This is a genomic window from Stenotrophomonas sp. YIM B06876, from assembly GCF_030711595.1.
Classification (GTDB): Bacteria; Pseudomonadota; Gammaproteobacteria; order Xanthomonadales; family Xanthomonadaceae; genus Stenotrophomonas.
The window spans coordinates 35879-60271 of sequence record NZ_JAUJUJ010000011.1; the positions used below are offsets into that span (position 1 = coordinate 35879).

Below are 24393 nucleotides of genomic sequence, written 5' to 3' on the forward strand. Positions count from 1 at the left end.
TTGGAGCGCGACATGGCTAGAAGTGAAAGTGTTCAATGGCAGTTGAAAACTGGGGCTTACGAGGTAGTTGCTCAACTGCCGTTGTTGCCTACGGTGATTCGGTACTACGACGATTTCGACGATAAGCAACGATCAATTCGAGATCCAGCTACTGCCGAATGTTTTTCGGTCCATATCGATGGCCGCGTTGTGAAAGTTGGTTTTGATCATTTGCCGGAACAACTCGCCCTGTTGATAAAACATGTCTTCTTGTACCTCCTGGGTGAAGGACTGGCTCCATCATCGGCAAGCAAGTACACCCTTGGCAGCAAGGTAATCGGTGAGGCTGGAATCGTCAGTTTGTTGGGGGTGACACCAACAGAAATAAGATCGTTCTGGACTAATTTTTTTGCACGCGACCTTCCGACTGAAGCGTACGCGTGCGCGAAATCGATCCTGCGACTGCTATGCAAATATCGACTCAATCAATGGGCTGACTCCTACCACGGGGTTATATCCGCCCTCCCCCTCCCCTTCAAAGACAAATACGCTGTCGTTCGGTCTGGCGAAGCGTTCATCTCGGTGGACGATGAAGCGGCAGTGGTTCGATTCTTGGATGAAGCGGCGGTCCAGGCCGAAAAATCGTTGCTGTCTCTCGAGGGTGTGCAAGACGCGGTGATGTTGCTTTGTGCGTATCAGTTCGCAATGCGACCTATTCAGATTGCAATGCTCACATTTCGTGATGTAAACGTTCGTCGAGAAGATGTCGGCATGCTCGCGTCTGTCCACATCACATTCCGGATGGCGAAGCAGCGGAGTTCCAGTGCCGCCAAGCCGCTGCTTAGGCGCGTGAAACGCGAGTGGACCCCACTCTTCGTCGAGATCGATCGGCACTTTCAGGCCAGTGGCGATGATGCGGGCGCTAGGGTGTTCGGCGCCACATCCGCTAATGAAGCAAGTCGCCGCATCAGCTCTCTACTTCGCGATCTTCTCGAGCTCGGCGCGACTGCCGTCAATCTGCGGCACACAGCCGCTCAACGTCTCGTTGACGCCGGCGCAAGCCAAGAGGAACTGGCCGAGTTCCTTGGGCACTCGGATATAACTACTGCGCTCGTGTACTACGAAACATCGGCCAACCAGGCTGAGCGGGTGAACAAAGCACTGGGAATCTCCGAGATCTATCAGCGTGTGGCTCGCATTGCCCACGATCGGTTTATCAGTCCAGAAGAGCTGGCGCAATTGAAGGAGTCTCAGCAGATCGGCGGAGCGCCACATGGTGTTCCGATCGCGGGGATCGGTGGATGCACCTCCGGGCAGGCTGCGTGCCCCTACAATCCGATTTTGTCCTGCTATGGCTGTAGGAAGTTTATGCCGATTCACGACGTTCAGATGCACTCGAGAGTCCTAGCTGACTTTCGGGATGTGGTACGGTTCTTCCATGAATCATCTCGGGGCGACGCGGCTTCGCCAGCCTATCTACAGCTTGAACGGACAATCGCTGAAGTTCAGGCAGTGGTTCTCGAGCTCGAAGGTTCGCCGTCTTGAATCCTCACTTCTCAAGTTTCATCCAGCTTGGGAAAGAGCTCGCCGCGGCGCACGGAGTCGCCTGGGAAATTCCGCTGGATCAGAGCGGCACGGCGATCAATGGGCGTGAATGGGACCTCACTGCGCTAGCAGGAGGCGTTGCTCCCAAGCATCGCTTGCGCCACTTCAGTTCGGAACGCTCGGCACTTGCTGCGATCAACGCAACCCGCTCTTCCAACGGGCTGCCGGTTCTGTCTGCTCGCACTTTTTCGCCCGCATGGCAAGACCTCATTAAAGCTGCCGTCATGGAGCAGCTGTTTGTTCGCCGCAACTCGTTCGGTCACATCGCCAACAATGTGGCACGCCCCTTGCGCGTGATCGCTACATGCGCGGGAGACGCCGAGCCTTGGAGTGTCACTGTTGACGAGATGGCTCTCGCGGTTCGCATCGGCAACAGCATCCAGGCATCGGGCAAGCTTGGCGATTTGATCGCGGGGCTGACCAAGGTGTTGTTTGATACCAACCACTTGGCTGATGTGGGACCGCTCTACCCTACCCTCGCCGCCGCACGTCTCCAGCCCAGAGCCACTCGGCGGCCTAAATTTCTCAATTCTCAAGCGGAGATTCGGCACAACCTGGAAGATCGCAAACGCAACGAGCGCCTGCCCGAACGTCGCGCGTTCTGGGAGTTGGTCCGGATTGTCATGACCGAGCAGCCCCAGACCTTCATGGACGAACTGCGCTTTGCAGCCATTCGGATCATGATCTTGACGGGCTTCCGAATTGGAGAGGCCACGCTCCTTCCCGCTGAGTGGCGAACGGACCGGCACTACTACGACTCGAAGCAGCGACCTGCCGGGGAGCTAGGTGGGTATTCCCAATCGCTCATGATCCGGCACTTCGCCGAAAAGCAGCAGGCAAAGAACGCCGATAGCAAGGTGCTGATCGCCAAGACTCACTACGTTCCCCAGATGTTCGAGGAGATTGTGAGTGAGACCCTGACCCGTGCTGAGGCAATCACAAACCCGCTACGAAGAACGCTGAGGAAGCAGACTGAAACAGGGCGCGTTTTGCCCGACTTTGCGCTCAGTGAGCTCGTTCCGACCACGCAAATCTACACCCGCCTCTCCGGAAACGCCTTCTGGCTAGACCTGGCCGAGGACAAAAAGCAGTATTGGATGCAGAGGTGCCGTCAGAACTATTCTGCTGATTGCTTCGACGAGCTCCACAAGGTTCAAGAGAGCTTGAATGCGAGTTTTCAAGGTGAAATGAGTGCGACCGCTCGCATGTACTTTCGCCGGATGGCGGGATTCAAGGGCAAAGATGGTGGCGCATTGGTGCTAAGAGACGTTGAAGGCAGGGCGGTCTCACCCAACGGAAGGCGCGACATGAGCAAGGTCTTCGTGAGAATCGGAGATCTTGAAAATCACCTTCGTGTCGCGGCCGGCTCAAAGTTGCCGGACACCGAGCTTTTCAGTCTGACCGATCGCACCTTTGCTTCCTGGGAATTTCTTTTCCTGCATCCGAAACGATCCTTGGCTGAGGAGCGAAACAATGGGGTCTGCGATATCACCCGATACGTCTCCGTTGGTCGGCCCGATGCAAGCTTGGTCAGTCTTTCCCTTGGCGAGCAGAAGTCCCGCGACACGCTGTTCAAGCGGTATGGGCAATCTGACGACGACAAGGATCTGGTACTCACCTCCCACACCCTGCGTCACCTACAGAACACCGAGCTTTTCCGTCTCGGCGTGGCCGACACCATCATCTCCAAACGCTTCAATCGCCGCAGCGTGGCCCAAAGCTACGAGTACGATCATCGCAGCCTGGCGGAAGAGCTGGATCAACTCGAACTGCCTGTAGACGTGGAAATGGCGCTCGGCGAGAAAGCCAGCACTGTTGCGAAGATGATCCAATCCGGAAAAGCCAGCGGTCCGATCGTGGATGCGTTCAAGAAGATCCAGAGCACCGAGGGTGACACTGCCGCATTCGAGTTCCTGAAAGCCGAAGCCGACGGTTTTCACGCGACTCCCTATGGGCATTGCTTGAATAGCTTCACTGTCGATCCGTGTCCAAAGCATCTCGAGTGCTTTTCCGGCTGCCGCCATCTGTCGGCAACCAACTTGCCGGAGAACCGCCGTCACCTACAGACGCTCGAACTCAAGCTGATCGCGGCTGTCGAGACCGCGGAGGCCAAGCCATCAAAGAGTATAGGCCGCACAAACCAGATTCAACATGCCAAGGTCAGACTTGAAGGCGTGCGCACACTCCTGGCGACCAAGCTGGGCGAAAAGCCATTCCCCGATGGTCCCGACCTCTCTCTTCCTCGCCGCACCGGAGTCATGGATGGATAACGACAACTTGGAAGATGCCACATCCCATTCCGATCCGGAAATGCATCGAGTGCTGGAGGACCTGCTATCTCGCGACGAGGACATCACCGCGCGGGCGGTTGCCCGTTTGCATCCGCGAATCAATGCAGCGTCGTCGATCACCCGAAGCGTAGAGCGCAGCCGAATGCTTGCGAAGTATCAGGAGCGGCAAGCCGAATTCCGTCGTTGGCGAGGCAGGCCGGGGAAGCTCTCTGGTGATGCCGCGGCCAGCGCCCTGGCAGATCGCGATGTGCGCATCGCCGAGCTTGAATCGCAGGTCGCTCTGCTAACGGCATCCCACGTTGCGATGATCCGCGCAGTTGGCGAACTCGGCGGCTTCAGCAAGTGGGCACAGTTCTATGAATCGTACAGTGACTCAAGGGACCGGCTGGCGCAGTTGGGCGCGCTTCCAGGAGCTGAGGTAAATCCGATCCCACCACGTAAACCCAAGTAGCCGACACGAGTTCTAAACCTCATGGCAGCCTAGCAACATTCTGACGCTGCCGAAGGCTGTCCGCCCACACCGCTAGGCGTCGATCTCGGCCGTCAATGCTTCTGGCCTCGGTCGAGGACGGTTCAACGCAGCGGCGGCGCTGTGTAGCAGCTCGGAACAGCGACCAAATCCGTCGCGCATGGCCTCGCAGTCGGGAAGCCGAGGGTCATTCGCTGCGATAACGACCCCGAGTACATCAGTGGCGCGCTACTGGCTTGGGCACAGCGGCATGGCATCCGGATCGCGCACATCCAGCCGGGCAAGCCGCAACAGAACGCCTACGTCGAACGCTACAACCGCACCGTCCGCTACGCCTGGCTGGCCCAAACCCTGTTCGACACCATCGAACAGGTGCAGGACAAGGCCACGCGATGGCTCTGGACGTACAACCACGAGGGTAATCTTCCCATTTTTAGCTATGTAAGTACATCTGGTGCAGGTCGCGTGTCGAAGTCATTCAGACGCTCAGAAGCTCCAACATGGCTTCGATGTGCTGATACTCGCCCTCGGGGAACCAGATGGCGGAGATATGCGCGTCGGCGAGGCGTTGTTCAAGGTTGGCTTTCTTGGCTGTGTCGCTGGGACTGGCGAGGATGGCGTAGTGGTGCGGGAGGGAGTCGGCACCCATATCCTGGGCAATCTTGGCGAAGCTCTGGATGGTGCGGTCGTAGCTCAAGCTGCAGCCGAGAAAGAGGAAACTGAAGCTGGTATAGAGGCGTCTCAGGAGCTTGGGTAGAGGGAAATCGAAGTGGATGTTGCCATCGTTGCCATAGGCGGAGTCGTATTCCCCGCGATTCAGCACGCGCTCCGCGGCGTTATTGAGATTGCCGTGCAGTTTGAGCAGGTGCCGGTCGCCGGCGGGGATGGCCCGATAGAATGCATTGATGGAGCCAGCCGGAGCTCGGCCAGTGGTCTTTTCCACGAAGGCTTTCCCGCACTTCTCGTAGGCCATCTCCAGCACGCGGTCGAAGTTTGTGGTGATGACGCAATTGTCGAAGAGGTCGGGGAGCCTTAGGACGGCTCCAGCGAGGTCGCCCGGCGGCGTGAAATCGCGCTCGAAATCGAGATTGAACCGTGCTTCGCCCAGATTCGTCACGAGGTCGTGCATGACGCCCTCGTAGGCGCCGTGATCTTCTAGGCGATGACGCATCGTCGCTTCATCGAGTCCTGCCTCGGGACAGAGATTGAGCAGGTATTCCTTCCACTCGGGACATCCCGCGCTCTTGGACATGCCCGCGCCAACGAAGGGAATGACGAAACCGCGCTGGCAGGCGCGCTTCAGTTCGTCGAAGCGCCGCTCGTTCCGAGGGAACGTATCGGTATTGAGCGTTCGCTGCTTTCCGCCGAGGTCGTAGCGGCGCGCTTCCTCCGTGTAAAGGATTCTGTCGCCGAAATAGAAGGCACGGGCGGGATTGGCCAAAGGAATCTCGGTGCCGTCGGCGCGCTTACAGACGACCTGGATGGCATCGTCATCCTTGTCGTCCACCACGCTGTCGAAGGCCGCATGGCGGCCGATGCCGGCAATTTCCTCGACAGTGGCTTCGGGATCAAACTTCAACGATGGCATGGAGTCCCTTCCCGTTGATGAGTTCGGCGACGGCGGCGGAGACGAGGTTTGCGGCGGCGGTGCGGGAGGCAGCGAGCTGAGTTTCCAGCGCGTCCACCAAGGCCATCAGTTCGTCCACTTTCGCCACGATCCGGCGTTGTTCGGCTACGGGTGGGATGGGGATTGGTGTCTTTCCGAGTTTTTTCTGATTGATTGAGGCTTGGTTGACCGCTCGCTGCGCGATTGAAACGAAGTAGCCTGCGGCTCTCAACTCACGCAGCGCGATATTAAGGTAGCTGGAATCGATTCCAACGATTGGTCTGAGCAATAGTAAATTTACCCCGTGGACAAGGGTCGGGTCGTCAATCGTGCAGATTGCGGTCTTACCGAGATGGGGCTCACTGTTGATATGGCTAAGTAGGATGTCGCCTCTTAGCACGGCGTGTTTCGCGACAACATCATCCGGCAAGTCATCCGCATAACCGACACGAGCCAAATCGATGGTCTCACGGGCGATTGTCTCGATTCGCGTGACCTTGAATGAACCTGGGATTTTGCTCGGCTTGCCGTTGAAGCCGTTTTTTAGGACTGCTAAGAGCGACTCGAGACTTGCCCACAACCATGTGTCAGGTAATTGGAGTCGCGAAACCCATTCCGAATCTCCGGCCATCTGTCCGTCGCTCGGAATTGCGGGCAGCTCGTAGTTTTGGTCTTGGGGGACGAGTTTGCCTTGGACGGCGAGAGTGAGGATGGACTTGCGGAGGTCGGCGGTGAGAATGGCGTAGGATGGGTGAAAGAGGAATTGGAGGTTGGCCGGGGTGGGCGAGTCGGCGAAGCGAGTCAGCGACGCGCGGGCGAGCGCGGCGTGCCGCGTCTCCCGTTCCTGCTGCTGCGCCTCCATCCGATCACACAACGCCAACAACTCATCCACCTTCGCCACGATCCGCTTCTGCTCGGCGAGGGGCGGGAGGGGCACGGGAATGGAAAGCCACTTTCCCTTGTTCAGAATCGCAATCGTTGTGCTGCTCGATTTCTTCCGCGCTGCGTCTAGGAAGGAGCGAGAGCGGGCAGCTATCAGGAGATATCGCGAATCAACAGCAGCGACGGGCGTAAGTGAATTGATCTGCTGATTGAAGGCGCATTCCCGCTCGATCAGATTGCATTTCCCAATAGTTCCGATGCAGACCATGAGGAGGCTGCCACTCGGTGCGAGGCGACTACCATTTTCTGCCCCATGCCGAGTCAGGCTCTCGTTTGAGTAGTCGATCGCGTTAGGAAAGATATCCGCAGGTTTAATGAAAGGAATGTCGCCGTTAAATGCACCGTGATCGGCTTTGCTGGGGGTTGTTCCCGTTTGCGCCGCACCGATGTCAGCAAGCGCGATCCATCGCCAGTGGGATGGAACGTCGAAGGGTGGCTCTAGGTCTTCGACCACATGTTTCGGCGAGCGCAATCCGAGTGAGTTCGCGAGGGCTGCAGCACTTTCACGGAGCTCGATTGTGGAAGGGACTGTGCCATCGCTCGGAAGCGCGGATGTGAGTCTTCCTTGGATCGCAAGTTCCAGCACCAGCTCACGCATCTTTGCCACCGCATCGGGTCCGTCGGCGAACTGGTCGAACTTATCGAAAAACGTCTCCAACTTCATTCAGCGACCCCGGCGGTGGCGGTGAGGGCGCGCTGGAGTTCCTGTTTCAGCTCCGCGCGCGTCTGAGCCATCTGAGAGAGCAGTTTTTCGTATTCGGGCAGCAGGTGATCCACGTCGCCGGGAGCGGCATCGGGACTGTGCGGGTTCTTGAGGTCGAGGTTGAAGTTGCCGGCTTTAATTTGGTCGATGGAGACGCGCCAGGCGTATTCGTTTTCCACACGGGCCGCAAAGTCGTCGGCCTCGTCGCCCCACCAGGCTTTCTCTGGAGCGAATTCCTCGATGCGGATGGGCTTGCCCTTGTTGTAGCTCTTGGCGCCGGGCGGATACGGGTGCTCGTAGTACCAGACTTCCTTCGTTGGCGCGCCCTTCGTAAAGAAAAGCAGGTTGGTGCGGATGCCGGTGTAGGGATTGAAGACGCCATTGGGCAGGCGGACGATGGTGTGGAGGTTGCATTCGGTGAGCAGGGCTTCTTTGATGCGCGTCTTCACACCTTCGCCGAAGAGGGTGCCGTCGGGCAGCACAACGCCGGCGCGGCCGCCGGGCTTGAGCAGTTTCATTAGCAGCACGAGGAAGAGGTCCGCAGTCTCGCGGGTGCGGAACTCGGACGGGTAGTTGGCCTCGATGCCGTCCTCCTCCATGCCGCCGAAGGGCGGATTGGTGACAATGACGTCCACGCGCTCCTTCGGCCCCCAGTCGCGCAGCGGGCGGGCGAGCGTGTTGTCGTGGCGCACATTGGCGGGTACGTCGATGCCATGCAGGAGGAGATTGGTCATGCACAGGACGTGCGGCAGGTGCTTCTTCTCGATGCCCGCGAAGCACTCTTGGATGGTGCGCTCGTCGGCATCGGTATTCGCTTGCTTGCGCAGGTGCTCGATGGCGCAGACCAGGAAGCCGCCGGTGCCGCAAGCGGGGTCGAGCACTGTCTCGCCGAGGCGGGGATTGACCTGTTCGACGATGAACTGGGTGACGGCGCGCGGGGTGTAGAACTCGCCCGCATTACCTGCGGACTGGAGGTCCTTGAGGAGCTTTTCGTAGATGTCGCCGAACATGTGGCGGTCATCGGAGGCGTTAAAGTCGATGCCGTTGACCTTGTTGATGACCTGACGCATCAACGTGCCGTTCTTCATGTAGTTGTTGGCATCTTCGAACGCGGCGCGGATGAGGCCAGACACGCGGTCACCGCCGACGGCTAGGTTCTGCAGCTCGGGCAGGAGAGTGTTATTGACGAAGTCGAGGAGCTTGTCCCCGGTCATGCCCTCTTCATCCGCGGCCCAGTCCGACCAGCGCAGGTGCTGCGGGAGGGGGGATTTGTAATCGTCGCGCAGGAGTTCGAGTTCCTTCTCGCGGTCGTCAAAGATCTTGAGGAAAAACATCCAGCCAAGCTGCTCGAGGCGCTGCGCATCGCCGTAGGTTCCGGCGTCCTTGCGCATGATGTCCTGGATGGTTTTGACGAGGTTGGAGACGTTGGGCATTGATCAGGCAGCTTCTTGGTAAAGGGCAGATTCGAGTTCGCGGATCGCGGCAATATAGGCGCGCTTTCCACCAAAGAGATTGACGATTTCTGTCGGGGTGCCTAGGGACGGCAGCGGAGTAACTTTGAGAATGTCCATCGACTCCACGCTGGCGATGCCGCTGTCGGCATATTTCTGAAGCAAGGCATCGATGACAGCGCGGGCCTTCTCTCCGTACTTGCTGAAAAGATCGCGCTTTTTCACCTTTTCGGCGCGCGCCTTGCGCGTTAGCGGCGGTGCATCGAACGCTACGTGGCAGACGAGGTCAAAGGCGTCGTAATCGCGCCCTACCTGCTCGGCGAGTTCGTCGAGGAAAACGCCCTTGGCAGCGAGTTCTTCCAGCACGGCCTGCTTCTTCTCGGCATCGTTCCAGACGGTCAGAAATGCGTCGAGAGTGGCGTAGGCCGTGCGAACAGTCTTGCGGGTGTAATCGGTCAACGACTCTGTGATGAGACGGCCGCTTTCGTCCAGGTACTGGACGCGCTCTACGGCGACACTGACGGGCACGTTATTGATCACATAGCGACGGGGCGGCTCGGGCCCCTCCCCTCCTGGGCCGGGGCCAGGATCGGGTGGAAGGGTGGGCTCGGGTGACTCGCCACCAGGCGGTGGCTCCACGGGCGGCACTGGAGGATCATCCGGGCCCGGCTCGTAGATCTGCACGGGATCGCCGTCGAAGGTCGGATCGGCGAACAGGGCGGTCGCTCCGCGAAAGTCCATGATGGTGAAGAAGAGCTTCCCGTAGTCCTCGTTTATACGAGTGCCGCGCCCGATGATCTGCTTGAACTCCGTCATCGAGCCGATGCGTTTGTCGAGGACGATTAGCTGACAAGTTTGCGCATCCACGCCGGTGCTCATGAGTCGCGAGGTGCAGGCGACGACGGGATAGGTGGCCTCTGGGTCGATGAAGTTATCGAGCTGGGCCTTGCCCTCATCATCGTCGCCAGTTATCCGCATGACGTATTTGCTGTTGGCGGCGGCAAGGTCTGGATTGGCGTTGACCATGGCCTGCCGTATGCGATCAGCATGGTCGGTGGTTTCGCAGAAGATGATTGTCTTGGCGAAACGGTTGGTAGCACGAAGAAACTCGGTGACCTTGGCGGCGACGAGTTCGGTGCGCTTTTCAAGAATGAGGTTACGGTCGTAGTCGCTCAGATTGTATTCGCGGTCCTCTATGAGGTTGCCGTACTTGTCCAGCTGACCGAGCTCTGGCCGCCAGCCGAGAATGTCCTTGTCGAGGCCGATGCGAACCACTTTGTAGGGCGCGAGGAAGCCGTCGGCGATGCCCTGGCGCAGCGAATAGGTGTAGATCGGCTCACCGAAGTATTCGATGTTGGAAACGTCGTTGGTTTCCTTGGGCGTCGCGGTGAGGCCGATCTGCGTGGCGGACGCGAAGTACTCCAACACCTGCCGCCAAGCGGCATCATCGGCGGCGCTACCGCGATGACACTCATCGACAACCACTAGGTCGAAGAAATCGGGGGAGAACTGCTTGTAGATGTTCTTATCCTCTTCCGTGCCAGTTACGGCTTGGTAGAGGCAGAGATAGATTTCAAACGCCTTGTCCACCGTGCGGTTGACGATCTTCGTCATCGCTGCGCCGAAGGGCTTGAAATCGTTGGTCTTAGTCTGGTCGGCGAGGATGTTGCGATCCACAAGGAAAAGGACGCGCTTCTTCGCTCCGGACTTCCAAAGCCGCCAGATGACCTGGAAGGCAGTGTAGGTTTTTCCCGTACCCGTGGCCATCACGAGCAAAATGCGATTCTCTCCGCGAGCGATCGCTTCGACGGTGCGGTTGATCGCAATGAGCTGGTAGTAGCGCGGCGATTTTCGTGAACCGTCGTCGTAGTAGTCTTGGGTGGTGACGGCGATCTGTGGCTGAGTCAGCCCCTTGGCTGCACAAAGGCGTAACCATAGATCCCCTGGCGAGGGGAACTGATCGAGTGGGATTTCGCGAGTCACTGTGCCGCTGGTGGCGGTGCGGTCGTGCTCCAGGAATGCGTCGCCATTACAACTGTAGGCAAAAGGGACATCCAGAATCTCCGCGTATTCGAGCGCCTGCTGCATGCCGGAGCCGACGGCGTGATTGTTGTCCTTAGCCTCGATGACCGCGATGGGCAGGTTCGGCTTGTAATAGAGGAGGTAGTCGGCCTTCTTGGCCTCGCCCCGTTGAACGGTCTTCCCGCGCACAACGACTCGTCCCTTCGTGAAGTAAGCTTCTTCCTTGAGCTGGGTCATCAAATCCCAGCCAGCGCCATTCGGGCCGCAAAGCGCCGGCGTAATGAATTTCGAACGGATATCCGTCTCTGAAAGGAGTTTCTTGTTCATTTGCTTGGCAGGCTCGACTCGCAATAGCAATCCATGGTTACTTCCTGGCTGTCTCAGTGCTCGCGATCCTTGGGCGGAACCGGATCGCGCCCTGGGGAAATGGTGTCCTTGCTTCGGATCAAGCCATCACGGCCCTTGGTCGTCAGCTCGCCGCCACCCTGCCTGTTAAGCATTCCTCGCGCTGCGTCTTCCGCCGCCTTCTGGGTGGAGTGGACGCTGGACGCACGATCGGCATCATTGCGCTTGTTCGCCCACGAACCATCGTCGCGGCGGTATACGGTCCTGTCTCGGCCTTTGCTCATTGCGAGGCTCCTGTTGGGAAACGGGGCTATTTCACTAGCTGCAATATGGGCTTTACCCGCGGCGGATCGGCGAGCTCCGGACTGGCGGGCAAAATCTGAGCGAGTAGCGCAGGGTTTACATCCAGTTGCTTGGCCACCGCATCCCGACTGAGTTTGTGATGGACGCGAAGAACGTCCAGCGCCTTGGTTACGATCTCTGCCTCTTCCTTCTGGCAGAACGCATCCTCAGCCTCCTGAATCGCCTCGCCACGGTTCTTCAGGGTGATCACCGCGCCGCGGTACTGGTCGTCGTCGAGCAGCTCCAGGGACTTGGCGCGATACAGAATCGCCGCTTTGCTGACTTGAAATTCCAGCTTCAATGCACGGATGCCAGGCCAATCGATGCGACTCCCACGCTTGGGAAAGGCCTTCATGAAAGTCGATCGAGGCATGAGAAACGCCGAAGCAAATCTATTGGCCTCAGATTCTGTCTTTCGGTCCCCGGTGACATGCCCCTCGTGTAGTACCAAGTGTCCAAGCTCATGAGCAATATCGAAACGCATCCGGAACGGACTCGCCTTGGCATCGTTCCGGACAATCACGGGACGACGGGATGTGATCGACAGTGCATCGACTTCGGTCGAAGCATCCTTGAAGAATGCGACGACGGCGCCAGCGCGCTCGACCACGCGAACCATGTGAGCAATTGGACCTACACCAAGTGACCAGTGGCGCCGCACGCGTTCGGCAGCAAGCTCGATCTCCTCAGCCGTATGAGCGCCAGACTCATCCGGAAAATCGACATCAGGCAACTTCACCTTTGTGTCGATAAATTCCACAACCTGGTCGAAAATCGTCCCCATCGCCAGCACCCGTTGCCGAGTACTAGTCTTCGTGGTCGCCAACTTACGAAAGTGCGCCTGATCTTCTGACAATAAAGTACCGGCAGACTTGTAAAAGAATGCCGGCTTGACTTGAAGCGAATCCGCCAAAGAAAAGACTATCGGGTCATCTGATCGAGGTTTGGCTTTTCCGGTTTCAAGCTGCGAGACATACTGGCGGGTTTTTTCGATGCCGATCGCTACGTCATTAAGCGTCTTGCCCCAAAAGTGACGTGCAAGTCGAAGCTGTCCCCCGTTAAACGTCTCAGTCGCCAATGGCGCTGTTGGATGGGTTGGCTTCATAAGAATCACTAGATGTTGCTTCGTCGTCGTAGATGGGCGTCAAATAAATCGGCGGGAGTTCGGCTGCGGCCGGGATGTAATCGTCTACTGCGAAGAAGGTGCGAGCCGAGTCGGTGTATTGCCACTGAGCAACCACCTCTCTCACCCGGTTGTAGCCGACGAAAAAGACACGATGCTCATCATCCTCGGTGATCGCGCGTTCCACGATAAATCGCCACAGGTCCACCGTCCTGTCGCCACTCTCGGGCAGCAATTCCAATTGCTGCATCTCACTCTCGGTTGGATTCAGCACACGAATCTTTCGTGGGCTGAGGTGGTCATCCAAGAAGAAGCGCACCGGATGCGAGCCGATTCCAATCAACAAGTCGTTGCCGGCGTGTTTGATGCTGAGCCATGGATGGCGCCGTGACGAGACAAGCAGCTTCACCGCGTTGCGAATGCGCCCCCATGGGAGAGTTCCTTGGGTGTAGGCGCAGTCGTGTTCTGTGCTGGTATCGAGGAGCGCCTTGTGAAGCACTTCGAGCATGAGCTGGGCGATGATGCTCAAACGCTCCGGGGCCAACTCATCGGAGATTTCTGAGGGACTTGCCAGGTTTTCCACTTGTCTGTTCCCTACTCTGGTTCTGTCAAGTGGATAATTGTGCTGTTTTTGAGGTTTGTCAACCCCTGCACCGCAACATTTATCGAAGCTCTACCAGCCATGCCCCGCTAGGCTGTTGCGTTACATCTCCACCGGAGACGCAACATGGTCGCCTTCAAGTACGACGCAACGTATCTTTATGAAAAAGTTCTACAAAGACCAGAGTATTAAGACGAAATTTCTAAGCAACACAGATTATTTGTACCAAGATTGCGAAATCACGATGATGCACCGCCTTCGATGGGCTACGCGTCGGCGCGCACGTCAGTGGTGGGCGGGCCCCGCGTGTCCGTCATCGGAGCGCTGCGCAGTCGCTAGACTTTGCACGAACTCCGGGAAGGTTTCCGCTAGCGACGCCGTGTCCGGCAAGATGTAGAACACCCCCCCCTGCTCGAACGTCGGACGGACGATCTGCTCGTAGAATTCGGGCGATACGTTGATGCAGCCATGGGTGATGCGGTTATCGTCCGGCGAAGGCGATGCAAGGCGTTCGGCGCGTCTCTCGGCTGGGACGCCAGTCGCCGTAGGGTGCATGGATACCGAGGAATCGTAGTCCACCCACAGGACGCGCCCCGCATCGATTGACGGGCCGAAGCCGCCCACGAAGCGACCCGCAGGCGTCGTACGATCCTTGCCCGGAATTTCGCCAAGCGCGAGGCCGGCGATGCCCGGGGCCGAATGGTCGCCGACGGCGGAGCCAAAGAGTCCAGGCGCTGCGCCGCGAAGACGGCCGTCGGGGCCGAACACCAGGATCTGTGCAGCGGCCTTGTCCATGATCGCAAACGGGTAGCCTTCACTGTCCCTGGTTGCAACCACCCAGCCTGCGAGCTCAATCACCGTGTCGGAGACTTCTTGGCCTTGCGGAAGCTGGTCTACGGCGGCCACAGGTTGTGCTGGAGCCTCCTCGGCGCTGGCCACGTTGAAGCTCGCGAACGCCAGCGCCAACGCCAGCACGCCACAAGCGACCCGGATGGCGGGGTGTGCGGACGTATTGATGGGACACTTCCTTGGAACGAAGAACGGGTCAAGAAAAAAAACCGGTGGTCATCAAAGGCCACCGGGTCTCGAGTTCAAACCTTTCGTCACCACTTGCGCAACGGCGACTAACCGCGCGGTACGCGGTGCGGGGCCGCTTCAAGCTTCTGGACCCGGCTTTCAATCTGATCCAGACGCTGGTTGGCCTGCTGCGCGGACTGATTGGCGGATTCGGCGCTCTGGGCTGCGTTCTGCACCTTCACGTCGAGTTGATCGAGGCGTGAGTTGATCCTTGCAAAATCTTCTTTATAGGTGGCGCAACCGCCAAGACCCAAGGCGGCGACGAGCGCCACACCGAGCGTACGCGTGATCACCAGATTTTTCTTGGTCATAAGCATTTCAACACTCCTTCGCGGGGGACCTCGGAGATATAGCGGGCTTTTTACCGGATACATGATTACGCTGCAATACGTAGATGGATTGTGAAGGGGTAGCACCTCTCGTCGAGAAGCAGCAGGCGTGGCCGATGCAGCATCGACTGCGCAATTTCCAGGCGGCGGATCATGCCTCCCCAAATGGGTGGCGACCAGCTCACCTGCCGCCTCCTGCAGGTCCGTCACCGCCAAGGCCTCGGTGATGCGATGGGCACGCTCGGCGCGCGGATTGCCAGACAGCCGCCCGAATATCAGCAGGTTCTCGTAGCCGGTCAGTTCGCTATCGGCCGATAGCGCTTGTGGCACGTAGCCGACGGCGCCGCGCACCGTGGTTGCCTGGCTGACGATGCCCATTACCGCGATACGGGCGCTCCCCGAAGTCGCCGGATCACGTCGCCTGCCCCACGCACGCCCGGGCATCGAACGCTGGCGTGGGAAAGATCCCAACGGGCTTTGTATGCCGCACAGTTGGCGGGGAGGCCGTCCGACATACCCCTGCCTTTGAATCCGAGCGCTATTCATGGCGGGGTGAGGTCGGATCCATGAAACGGCCCAACACCCCCTCCCAGCGCCTGGATCAACGCCACTGCGGTGGTCTGCCGGGCGCCCTGCACCTTTGCCACTGCCTGACGTGCCGACAGCGCCACGGTCTGCGTGACCACGACATCGGTGTAGGCGATCAGACCGGCCTGGTACTGGTTGAGGCTGATACGTTCGGCTTCGTCAGCGGCGCGGGACGCCTCCATCAGCCGGGCTGCCTGCTGCTCCAGCAAACGGGTCGCGGCCAGCTGGTCTTCCACATTCTGGAATGCCGCCAGCGTGGTCTGCCGGTAGACCGCGACCGCCTGGTCATAGGCGGCCTTGGCGGCATCGACCCGGGCACGCCGTGCGCCACCGTCAAACACTACTTGTGCCAACGCCACGCCCAGTGACCAGAGGCTGGATTCGGCGTCAAACAGGTGGCGGACCTGGGACGCCCCCACACCGCGCGAACCGGTCAGGGTGATGGCCGGGAAGAACGCCGCTTCATTGACCCCGATCTGGGCATTGGCTGCGGCCATTCGCCGTTCCGCCCCGGCAATATCCGGCCGCCGTTGCAGCAGGGTTGATGGCAGTTCAAGCGGGATTTGCGGCACCTGCGCTGACCAGTGCGGGTCTTCGCCGAGGCTGAAATCCGCCGGCGCCTTGCCCACCAGTACCGCGATGGCATGTTCGAGCAGCGCCCGTTGCTGCTGCAACGCCAGTTCCGCCGCACGGGCATTGGCCAACTGCGTTTGCGCCTGCAGCACATCGCTGCGGGCATCGATCTTCATGGCATAGCGGTTGCGGGTGATTTCAAGCGCACGCTGGTAGGCACGAATGGTGGCCGCAACCAGGGCGATCTCAACGTCGGTCTCGCGCAATTGCAGGTAGTTGGCCGCCAATGCCCCCTGGATGGAAAGACGGACACCGGCAAGGTCGGCGGCACTGGCAGCGGCACTGGCGTCGGCCGCCTCCACCGCGCGGCGGACACTTCCCCACAGGTCCGGCTCCCAGCTGGCGCTGATGTCGGCCAGAAAGTTCTGGCCAACCCCTGCGGTACCGCTTCCGCTGCCAGCGCTGCGACTGCGCGCCCGTTGCCCGGAGGCATCCAGTTCAATGGTGGGGAAATAGCCGGCGCGTTGCTCACGGACCAGTGCACGGGCTTGGCGATAGGCCGCCTCCGACGCCGCCAGGGTCTGGTTCGACACGTGGATCTGGGCGGCCAACCGATCGAGCACGGGGTCGCCAAACACCTGCCACCATGGTCCGCGCGGTTGCTCGTCGGCCGGAACCGCTGTGACCCAGTTGCCGGCTTCCTTGTAGGCCGCTGGCACCACCGTGGCCGGACGGACGTAGTTCGGGCCGGCGGTGCATGCGCTCAAGCCGGCCAGCAGCAACATCGGATACAGGCGCTTCATGGCGGGCCCCCGTCCTGTTCGGGAACAGGCCGTAGCAGTGGGCCCTGTTCCAGCGGTTGCGGTCGCCTCCTTCGCCAGCCATCAAGCAACAGGAACACTACCGGCGTGGTGAACAGCGTCAGCACCTGGCTGCACAGCAAGCCACCGATGATCGCAACGCCCAGCGGCTGGCGCAGCTCGGCACCCTCGCCGAAACCGATGGCCAGTGGTACCGCGCCCATGGCCGCTGCCAGGGTGGTCATCAGGATCGGCCGAAAACGCAGTTTCGAGGCCTCGACAATCGCCTCCCGTGCCGCCAGCCCACGGCTTTGCATCGCATCCAGGGCGAAGTCGACGATGAGGATCGCGTTTTTCTTGACGATGCCGATCAGCAGGATCAAGCCGATCAGGGCGATGATCGAGAACTCCATCTTGAACAGCATCAATGCCAGCACCGCACCGATTCCCGCCGATGGCAGTGTGGACAGCACGGTCAGCGGATGGATCAGGCTTTCGTAGAGGACGCCGAGTACCACGTAGATCGCCAGGATGCCCGCGGCGATCAGCAGCGGCTGGTCGCGCAACGAATCCTGATAGGCCTTGGCGGTGCCCTGGAAGCTGCCGTGTACCGTCGCTGGCATGGCGCTGGCGCGTGCGGCCTGGTCAATCGCCTGCTGCGCCGCACTGAGTGGGATTCCGGGGGGCAGGTTGAATGAGATCGTGGCTGCAATCGCACTGTCCTGATGGTTGATCGCGGTGGGCGCACTGGCAAGGCCAAAGCTGGAAAACGCCGACAGCGGTACCATCGCCTGCACGGTCTGGCTGAGGGCGGCACTTTGCGAGGCGCCACGCACCGGCGACGCATTGGGTCCGGTGGTCGGCAGGTTGCTGCCTGCCGCCGGGGATGCGGGATTTCCGGCGGGCACAAACACCGCAGCCAGTGCCGAGGGATCACGTGAAAACGCGGGCGCCACTTCCATGACGACGTGATACTGGTTGAGGTGTTTGTAGATCGTCGACACCTGCCGCTGACCGAAGGCGTCATAGAGCACGTTGTCGATGTCGATCGCCGAGACGCCCAGGCGCGCTGCCGAGGCGCGATCGATGGTGACATAGCTTTCCACCCCGCTGCCCTGCACATCCGAGTTCACGTCCACCAGCGCCGGCAGGCGGGCCATCGCCCCGCTCATGCGTTCAACCGCGGTGGCAAGATCGGCCGCGTTGTCGCTTTGCAGGGTGTACTGGTAGGTGGCATTGCTTTGCCGTCCGCCCATGCGCACGTCCTGCACCGGATTGAGGAACAGACTGACCCCGCTGATGGCCGCCAGCTTCGGGCGCAGACGTGAAATGACGGTCTGGCTGCTGTCGGTCCGGCCCGGTTTGGGTTTGAGGGTAAGGAAAACGAAGCCGCCGCCGGCCCGCGAACCGCCGGTGAAGCCGACCACGTCCTGGACTGCCGGATCGGCGCCCAGCACCGCCAGGATCCGGGTCAGCTTGCCGCGCATGGCCTGGAACGAAATGCTCTGGTCGGCGCGTACCCCGCCGCTGATCTGGCCACTGTCCTGTTCGGGGAAAAACCCTTTGGGCACCACCCACAGCAGATAGACATTGAGCCCGACCACCGCGACCAGACAGGCCAGCATGATCCGCGAATGGTCCAGCGCCCAGACCAGGCCATGGCCGTAGCGCTCATTGACCCGGTTGAAGCCGCGCTCCAGGGCGGCGGCCAGCCGGCCGGGACGGTGCTCCGGCGTCCGGCTCTGCAGCAACCAGGCGCACATCATCGGCGTGGTGGTCAGCGAAATCAGCAACGACACCATCACCGCAGCTGACAAGGTCACCGCGAACTCGCGGAACAGCCGGCCGACGATGCCGCCCATGAACAGCAACGGGATGAAAACCGCGACCAGCGAAAGGCTGATCGAAAGCACGGTAAAGCCGACCTCGCGCGCGCCCAGCAGCGCCGCCTGTGCTCGCGCCATGCCGTTCTCGAGATGCCGGCTGGTGTTCTCCAGCACCACGATCGCATCATCGACGACGAATCCAGTGGCCACGGTCAGCGCCATCAGGCTGAGGTTGTTGAGGCTGAAACCCAGCAGATACATCACCGCCAGCGCACCGAGGATCGAGGTGCTGACCGCGATGGCGGGAATCCAGGTGGCGCGTACGCTGCGCAGGAACAGGCCGACCACCATGATGACCAGCACCAGGGCGATCAGCAGGGTCAGCTCGACCTCGCGCAGCGAGGCGCGGATGGTGCTGGTGCGGTCGGAGGCGACCTCCAGTTCGATGTCGGCCGGCAGCTGTGCACGCACTGCGGGCAATGCGGCGCGGATGCCATCCACGGTGCTGATGATGTTGGCACCGGGCTGGCGGCTCAGCACCACCACCACCGCCGGCCGGCCGTTGAACAATCCCAGGGTGTGGACGTCTTCGACCCCGTCGATCACCTCGGCGACATCGCGCAGGCGTACCGCCGAGCCGTTGCGCCAACCGAGGACGAGATCGCGGAAATCCGCGGCCACCTGCACGGTATCGTTGGTGTAGATCTGGAATGCGTGGCTGGCATCCTCGATCACGCCCTTGGGGCGGTTGGGATTGGCTGCCGAGATCGCGGCCCGGACGTTTTCCAGGCCGATGCCGTTGTTGGTCAGTGCCCCGGGAATGAGCTCCACTCTTACCGCCGGCAGCGAGCCGCCGCCCATTTCGACATTGCCCACGCCGGCGACCTGCGAGAGCGACTGCTGCACGATATTGGTGGCCACTTCGTAGATCTGCCCGGGGCTGCGCGTGGGTGAGCGCAGCGCCAGGATCATCACCGGCGCATCGGCAGGATTGACCTTGTTGTAGGTCGGATTGGCTTTCAACGTGGCCGGCAGATCGCTGCGGGCGGCATTGATGGCGGCCATCACGTCCCGCGCCGCGCCGTCGATGTCCCGGTCCAGATCGAACTGCAAGGTGATATGGCCGCGCCCGGTGACACTCACCGAGGTCATTTCGGTGACATCGGCGATCAGCCCGAGGCGGCGCTCCAGCGGCGTCACCACGGTGGAGGCCATCGTCTCCGGGCTGGCGCCGGGCAAGCTGGCGGTCACCGAAATGGTCGGGAAATCGACCTGCGGCAACGGCGAAACCGGCAGGTTGGCAAACGCCATCGCCCCGGCCAAGGCAATGCCCAGGGTCATCAAAATGGTGCCCACCGGGCGCCGTACGAAGGGCGCGGACAGGTTCATCCCGGCTTCCGCCCGGCGGCCGCGGGGGGGAGCCGGCGGCGCTGCGCCAGCCGGTCGAAGGCCAGATAGATCACCGGTGTGGTGAACAGCGTCAACGCCTGGCTGACCATCAAACCGCCGAAGATCGCGATTCCCAGGGGATGGCGCAACTCTGAGCCCTGCCCCCAGCCGAACATCAGCGGAATGGCCGCGAACATCGCCGCCAGCGTCGTCATCAGGATCGGACGCAGCCGCAGCAGCGCCGCCTGGTGAATGGCAACGCGTGCGGATTTTCCCTCGTTGCGTTCGGCGTCAAGCGCGAAGTCGATCATCATGATCGCGTTCTTCTTGACGATGCCGATCAGCAGGATGATGCCGATGATGCCGATCACTCCCAGGTCGCTGCCGCTGAGCATCAGCGCCAGCAACGCCCCTACCCCGGCCGATGGCAGCGTGGAAAGGATCGTCAACGGGTGGATGAAACTTTCATACAGGATGCCCAGCACGATATAGACACATACGACCGCGGCCAGGATCAGCCACAGTTCGTTCTGCAGCGAGGTTTCATAGGCGCTGGCGGCCCCGGTGAAACTGATTGATACCCCGGCCGGCAGCGGCAGCGAGCGGGCCGCATCATGGATGGCGCTGACGGCCTTGCCCAGGGACACGCCTGGCGCGGTATCGAAGCCGACCGATGCCGCCGGAAACTGGGCGACATGGTTGATCTGCAGCGGCGCCTGGCGCTGCTCGATCCGTGCCAAGGCGGTCAGCGGCGTCGGGGCGCCGGCGGTGGGGATATGCAGGCGACCAAGGTCGGCCGGGCGCGCCACCAGGGTCGGGTCGGCCTCCAGGATTACCCGGTATTGCGCGGCCTGGTCGAAGATCGTTGAAATGATCCGCTGCCCAAAAGCGCTGTAAAGGGTTTCATCCACGGTGGAGGTGGTGATGGCCAGGCGCGCCGCGGTATCGCGGTCCACCTCCACGTAGGCCGACAGCCCCTGCGCCCCGGCATCGCTGATCACATGCTGCAACGCGGGCAACGCCTGCAGCGCGGCGGTCAGTTTCAAGGCCGTGGCATCGACCACGCCCTGATCGGCGCCACGCAGCGAAAAACGGTTGCGGGTGGGCCCGGTGTCCACGTTGATGGTCAGGTCCTGTACCGGCTGGATGTACAGCTGCACCCCGGGCAAGGTGGCGATCCGTTCGCGCAACCGCTGCATGATCGCCTCCGGCGCGCGGCTCCGCACCGGCTTGAGGTTGATCATCATCCGGCCGACACCGAGCAGGCTGGTGTTGATGCCGTCGACCCCGATGAACGCCGTCAGCGACTGCACGTCGGGATCCTGCAGGATCAGCCGCGCCGCCGCCTGCTGGGTCTGCGCCATGCCGGCATAGGAAATCGTGCGTGCGGCGCGGATTTCCGCCTGCAGTTGGCCTGTGTCCTGGGTCGGGAACAGGCCTTTGGGGATCCACAGATAGAGCGCGAAGGTCAGCAGCAAGGTGGCGGCGGCCACCCACAGCATCGCCGCCTGCCGCTCCAGCACCCAGTCCAGGCTGCGGCCGTAGCCGTGCTGCAACCGCGCAAAGCCTTTTACTGTCCTCGATCCGGCCGGGTTCTGCGGCCGCGCCGACAGCCAGCGTGCCGACAGCATCGGCGTCAAGGTCAGCGACACCACCGCCGAAATCACGATGGTGATGGCCAGTGTCATCGCGAATTCGCGGAACAGCCGGCCCACCACATCGCCCATGAACAGCAGCGGGATCAGCACCGCGATCAGCGACACGGTCAGCGAGATGATGGTGAAGCCGATCTGCTGCGCGCCCTTCAGCGCCGCCTCGAAGGGCCGCTCGCCGGCCTCGATGTAACGGGAGATGTTTTCGATCATCACGATCGCATCGTCGACCACGAATCCGGTGGCGATCGTCAGTGCCATCAGGCTCAGGTTGTTGAGGCTGAAACCCAGCAGGTGCATCACGCCAAAGGTGCCGACCAGCGAAATCGGCACCGCCACCGCCGCGATGAACGTGGCGCGCACGTCCCACAGGAAGGCGTAGATCACCGCCACCACCAGGGCGATGGCCAGCAGCATCTCGAACTCGACGTCACGCACCGAAGCACGGATGCTGGTGGTGCGATCACTCATGACCGTCACTTTGATCCCCGCCGGCAGGCTGGATTGCAATGCCGGCAACTGCCGGCTGATCGCATCCACGGTGGCAATGACGTTTGCGCCCGGCTGGCGCTGGATGTTGATCAGGATCGCCGGGGTCAGGTTGGCCCAGGCGCCAAGGCGATTGTTCTCGGCCGCCGTCACCACCCGGGCCACGTCGGCCAGCCGGATCGCCGCGCCATTGCGGTAGGCCAGCACCAGCGCGCTGTAATCGGCTGCGGTCAGCAACTGGTCGTTGGAATCGATGGTGTAGGCGCGGGTGGGGCCATCGAAACTGCCCTTGGCGCCGCTGGCATTGGCCGCGCTGATCAGCGTGCGCAGGCTGTCGATCCCCAGCCCGTAGGACGCCAGCCGCTGGCTGTCGACCTGGATGCGTACCGCGGGCCGGTTGCCTCCGCTCAGCGACACCAGCCCGACCCCGGGCACCTGGGCGATTTTCTGCACCAGCAGGCTGTCCACCAAGCGCTGCACCGAGGTCAACGGCATCGAGTCGGAGCTGACCGCCAGCGTCATCACCGGGGTGTCGGCGGGATTGACCTTGGCGTACACCGGCGGCGCCGGCAGGTCGGCGGGCAACAGGCTGCCGCTGGCGTTGATCGCCGCCTGCACCTCCTGCTCGGCCACGTCCAGCGATTGCGACAGATCGAACTGCAGAGTGATCACCGAAGCCCCGGCGGCGCTGGTGGATTCCATCAGCAGCAATCCGGACATCTGCCCGAATTGCTGCTCCAGCGGCGCGGTGACCGTATTGGCCATCACCTCCGGGCTGGCGCCGGGATACAGCGTTTGCACCTGGATGGTCGGGTAGTCCACCTGCGGCAATGCGGACAACGGCAACAGACGGAAGCCCAGCAGGCCGGCGAGCACGATGGCGGCCATCAGCAGCGACGTCGCTACCGGGCGCAGGATGAAAAGTCGCGACGGATTCACCGCTGCCCTTGCCGCCGGGTGGCGGCCTTCGACGGCGCAGGGCTGACCCCGGCAGAGGCGCGGCGCACGCTGGCGCCATCGGTCAGCTGATCCCCGCCGGCGATGACCACCACGTCGCCCTTCGCCAGCCCCTTGAGCACCGAAACGCTGTCGCCCGTCGCCGGCCCGCGCTGTACCGGTTGCAGCCGGGCGCGGTTGCCCTGCTCGATGCGATAGACGAAGTCGCCTGAAGGTCCGGTACGCAATGCGGCGGCCGGTACCGTGATCGCACCACGCGCCACATCCAGCTGCAACGTGATATTGACGAACTGCCCGGGAAACAATGTGTTGCCGGTGTTGTCGAATCGCGCCTTGGCCTTGATGGTGCCGGTGGTGGCATCCACCTGGTTGTCCAATGACAGAAATCGCCCGCTCGCCAGCGTGCTGCTGCGGGTACGGTCCATCGCCACGGCCAACGGCAGCTCACCGCGTGCCAGACGCGCCTGCAGATCGGGCAGGTTGTCCTGCGGCAGCGCGAATTCCACATCGATCGGCATGGTCTGCACGATTGTCACCACCCCCGAGGGCGTGGTTGGCGTGACATAGCTGCCGACATCGGCGTTGCGCAGACCGGCCCGGCCGGCGATAGGCGCCACGAGGCGGCTGAATGCCAGATCGAGCTGGGCGCTGGCCAGCGTTGCGCGGTCGGCCGCCACCGTTCCCTGCAGCTGTTTGAGCGTGGCCGCCTGGGTATCGACATCCTGGCCGGCGATCGAATCCTGCTGGGCCAGCACCCGGTAGCGCTGCAACGTCAATGCGGCAATATGCAGCTGCGCTTCGTCCCGGGCCAGCGCGCCCTGGGCCTGCTGCAGCGCGAGCTCGAACGGACGCGGATCGATCACCACCAAGGTCTGGCCCTGTGCGACGGTCTCGCCCTCGCGGTACAGAATCCGGGTGATGACACCCGTGACCTGTGGCTGCACGACCGCCTGGGCCAGCGGGGTCACCGTGCCCAGTGCATCCAGGACGATCGGTACATCGCTGATACCGGCAGTGGCCACGCCCACGGTAATGGCGGGGTTGCGATGGGGTCGGTCGCCGCCGGCGTTGTTGCGGATGAGCCAGGCCAGCGCAACCACGGCGATGACGGCGCCGGCAGACAGCCCGAGCGTTCGCCTCCACCGCCTCCGGTGTGCGTGGTGCGCCGTGCCGGTGCCCATATCCGTCGTCATCACCTCTCCAAAAGGCTGTACCCAGATAACTGCAGCGTGCG

Annotated in this window: 16 protein-coding genes and 1 pseudogene; 4 read left to right on the top strand and 13 right to left on the bottom strand. The window is 61.3% G+C overall.

Annotated features, from left to right (window positions below):
- The first annotated feature begins 12 nt into the window (after window positions 1-12).
- From QZH66_RS06710 to QZH66_RS06725, 4 genes and pseudogenes are all read left to right on the top strand, one after another.
- The gene (locus tag QZH66_RS06710) at window positions 13-1524 is read left to right on the top strand and encodes a site-specific integrase (RefSeq protein ID WP_305805183.1); all 1512 of its coding nucleotides are present in this window, start codon (window positions 13-15) and stop codon (window positions 1522-1524) included.
- Window positions 1521-3854 carry a hypothetical protein gene (locus tag QZH66_RS06715; RefSeq protein WP_305805184.1) on the top strand — a complete coding sequence of 778 codons (2334 nt, stop codon included), beginning with the start codon at window positions 1521-1523 and terminating at the stop codon, window positions 3852-3854. The genes QZH66_RS06710 and QZH66_RS06715 overlap by 4 nt, the downstream gene beginning before the upstream one ends.
- Window positions 3847-4326 carry a hypothetical protein gene (locus QZH66_RS06720; protein WP_305805185.1) on the top strand — a complete coding sequence of 160 codons (480 nt, stop codon included), beginning with the start codon at window positions 3847-3849 and terminating at the stop codon, window positions 4324-4326. The genes QZH66_RS06715 and QZH66_RS06720 overlap by 8 nt, the downstream gene beginning before the upstream one ends.
- A gap of 192 nt (window positions 4327-4518) precedes the next feature.
- Window positions 4519-4761: pseudogene (locus QZH66_RS06725) on the top strand (integrase core domain-containing protein); the annotation flags it as partial.
- 61 nt (window positions 4762-4822) lie between these two features.
- On the opposite strand, the gene QZH66_RS06730 reads toward QZH66_RS06725, so the two are convergent.
- The 13 genes from QZH66_RS06730 to QZH66_RS06790 all read right to left on the bottom strand — a co-directional run bounded on the left by QZH66_RS06730 (window position 4823) and on the right by QZH66_RS06790 (window position 24352).
- Entirely contained in the window at window positions 4823-5932 is a 1110-nt protein-coding gene (locus tag QZH66_RS06730; protein ID WP_305805186.1) for an SIR2 family protein, read from the bottom strand.
- Window positions 5913-7556 (bottom strand): restriction endonuclease subunit S, encoded by a 1644-nt coding sequence (locus QZH66_RS06735; RefSeq protein ID WP_305805187.1) that lies wholly within the window; start codon window positions 7554-7556, stop codon window positions 5913-5915. The genes QZH66_RS06730 and QZH66_RS06735 overlap by 20 nt, the downstream gene beginning before the upstream one ends.
- Entirely contained in the window at window positions 7553-9028 is a 1476-nt protein-coding gene (locus QZH66_RS06740; protein ID WP_305805188.1) for a class I SAM-dependent DNA methyltransferase, read from the bottom strand. Before QZH66_RS06740 ends, QZH66_RS06735 begins: the two co-directional genes overlap by 4 nt.
- A 3-nt stretch (window positions 9029-9031) precedes the next feature.
- Entirely contained in the window at window positions 9032-11395 is a 2364-nt protein-coding gene (locus QZH66_RS06745) for a DEAD/DEAH box helicase family protein (protein WP_305805189.1), read from the bottom strand.
- A gap of 53 nt (window positions 11396-11448) precedes the next feature.
- Window positions 11449-11697, bottom strand: coding sequence for a DUF2188 domain-containing protein (locus QZH66_RS06750; RefSeq protein ID WP_305805190.1), 249 nt, complete (start codon window positions 11695-11697; stop codon window positions 11449-11451).
- 26 nt (window positions 11698-11723) lie between these two features.
- The gene (locus QZH66_RS06755) at window positions 11724-12860 is read right to left on the bottom strand and encodes an XRE family transcriptional regulator (RefSeq protein ID WP_305805191.1); all 1137 of its coding nucleotides are present in this window, start codon (window positions 12858-12860) and stop codon (window positions 11724-11726) included.
- Window positions 12823-13461: a hypothetical protein gene (locus tag QZH66_RS06760; RefSeq protein WP_305805192.1), complete on the bottom strand. Its 639-nt coding sequence runs from the start codon at window positions 13459-13461 to the stop codon at window positions 12823-12825. Before QZH66_RS06760 ends, QZH66_RS06755 begins: the two co-directional genes overlap by 38 nt.
- Window positions 13462-13764: 303 nt before the next feature.
- Window positions 13765-14445: a hypothetical protein gene (locus QZH66_RS06765; RefSeq protein ID WP_305805193.1), complete on the bottom strand. Its 681-nt coding sequence runs from the start codon at window positions 14443-14445 to the stop codon at window positions 13765-13767.
- A gap of 158 nt (window positions 14446-14603) precedes the next feature.
- Complete coding sequence (locus tag QZH66_RS06770; protein WP_305805224.1) at window positions 14604-14873, bottom strand: hypothetical protein; 270 nt, start codon at window positions 14871-14873, stop codon at window positions 14604-14606.
- Window positions 14874-15427: 554 nt separating this feature from the next.
- Entirely contained in the window at window positions 15428-16849 is a 1422-nt protein-coding gene (locus tag QZH66_RS06775; protein WP_305805194.1) for an efflux transporter outer membrane subunit, read from the bottom strand.
- A complete protein-coding gene (locus tag QZH66_RS06780; RefSeq protein WP_305805195.1) occupies window positions 16846-20061 on the bottom strand; it encodes an efflux RND transporter permease subunit in 3216 nt (1071 codons plus the stop codon). Before QZH66_RS06780 ends, QZH66_RS06775 begins: the two co-directional genes overlap by 4 nt.
- A complete protein-coding gene (locus QZH66_RS06785) occupies window positions 20058-23141 on the bottom strand; it encodes an efflux RND transporter permease subunit (protein ID WP_305805196.1) in 3084 nt (1027 codons plus the stop codon). Before QZH66_RS06785 ends, QZH66_RS06780 begins: the two co-directional genes overlap by 4 nt.
- Window positions 23138-24352 (bottom strand): efflux RND transporter periplasmic adaptor subunit, encoded by a 1215-nt coding sequence (locus tag QZH66_RS06790; protein ID WP_305805197.1) that lies wholly within the window; start codon window positions 24350-24352, stop codon window positions 23138-23140. Before QZH66_RS06790 ends, QZH66_RS06785 begins: the two co-directional genes overlap by 4 nt.
- Window positions 24353-24393 lie beyond the last annotated feature (41 nt).

Bases quoted from the DNA above. Each gene is read 5' to 3' on its own strand.
- QZH66_RS06710 (WP_305805183.1), top strand. From the start codon at position 13: ATGGCTAGAAGTGAAAGTGTTCAATGGCAGTTGAAAACTGGGGCTTAC.
- QZH66_RS06720 (WP_305805185.1), top strand. From the start codon at position 3,847: ATGGATAACGACAACTTGGAAGATGCCACATCCCATTCCGATCCGGAA.
- QZH66_RS06730 (WP_305805186.1), bottom strand. From the start codon at position 5,932: ATGCCATCGTTGAAGTTTGATCCCGAAGCCACTGTCGAGGAAATTGCC.
- QZH66_RS06735 (WP_305805187.1), bottom strand. From the start codon at position 7,556: ATGAAGTTGGAGACGTTTTTCGATAAGTTCGACCAGTTCGCCGACGGA.
- QZH66_RS06740 (WP_305805188.1), bottom strand. From the start codon at position 9,028: ATGCCCAACGTCTCCAACCTCGTCAAAACCATCCAGGACATCATGCGC.
- QZH66_RS06745 (WP_305805189.1), bottom strand. From the start codon at position 11,395: ATGAACAAGAAACTCCTTTCAGAGACGGATATCCGTTCGAAATTCATT.
- QZH66_RS06750 (WP_305805190.1), bottom strand. From the start codon at position 11,697: ATGAGCAAAGGCCGAGACAGGACCGTATACCGCCGCGACGATGGTTCG.
- QZH66_RS06755 (WP_305805191.1), bottom strand. From the start codon at position 12,860: ATGAAGCCAACCCATCCAACAGCGCCATTGGCGACTGAGACGTTTAAC.
- QZH66_RS06770 (WP_305805224.1), bottom strand. From the start codon at position 14,873: ATGCTTATGACCAAGAAAAATCTGGTGATCACGCGTACGCTCGGTGTG.
- QZH66_RS06775 (WP_305805194.1), bottom strand. From the start codon at position 16,849: ATGAAGCGCCTGTATCCGATGTTGCTGCTGGCCGGCTTGAGCGCATGC.
- QZH66_RS06780 (WP_305805195.1), bottom strand. From the start codon at position 20,061: ATGAACCTGTCCGCGCCCTTCGTACGGCGCCCGGTGGGCACCATTTTG.
- QZH66_RS06790 (WP_305805197.1), bottom strand. From the start codon at position 24,352: ATGACGACGGATATGGGCACCGGCACGGCGCACCACGCACACCGGAGG.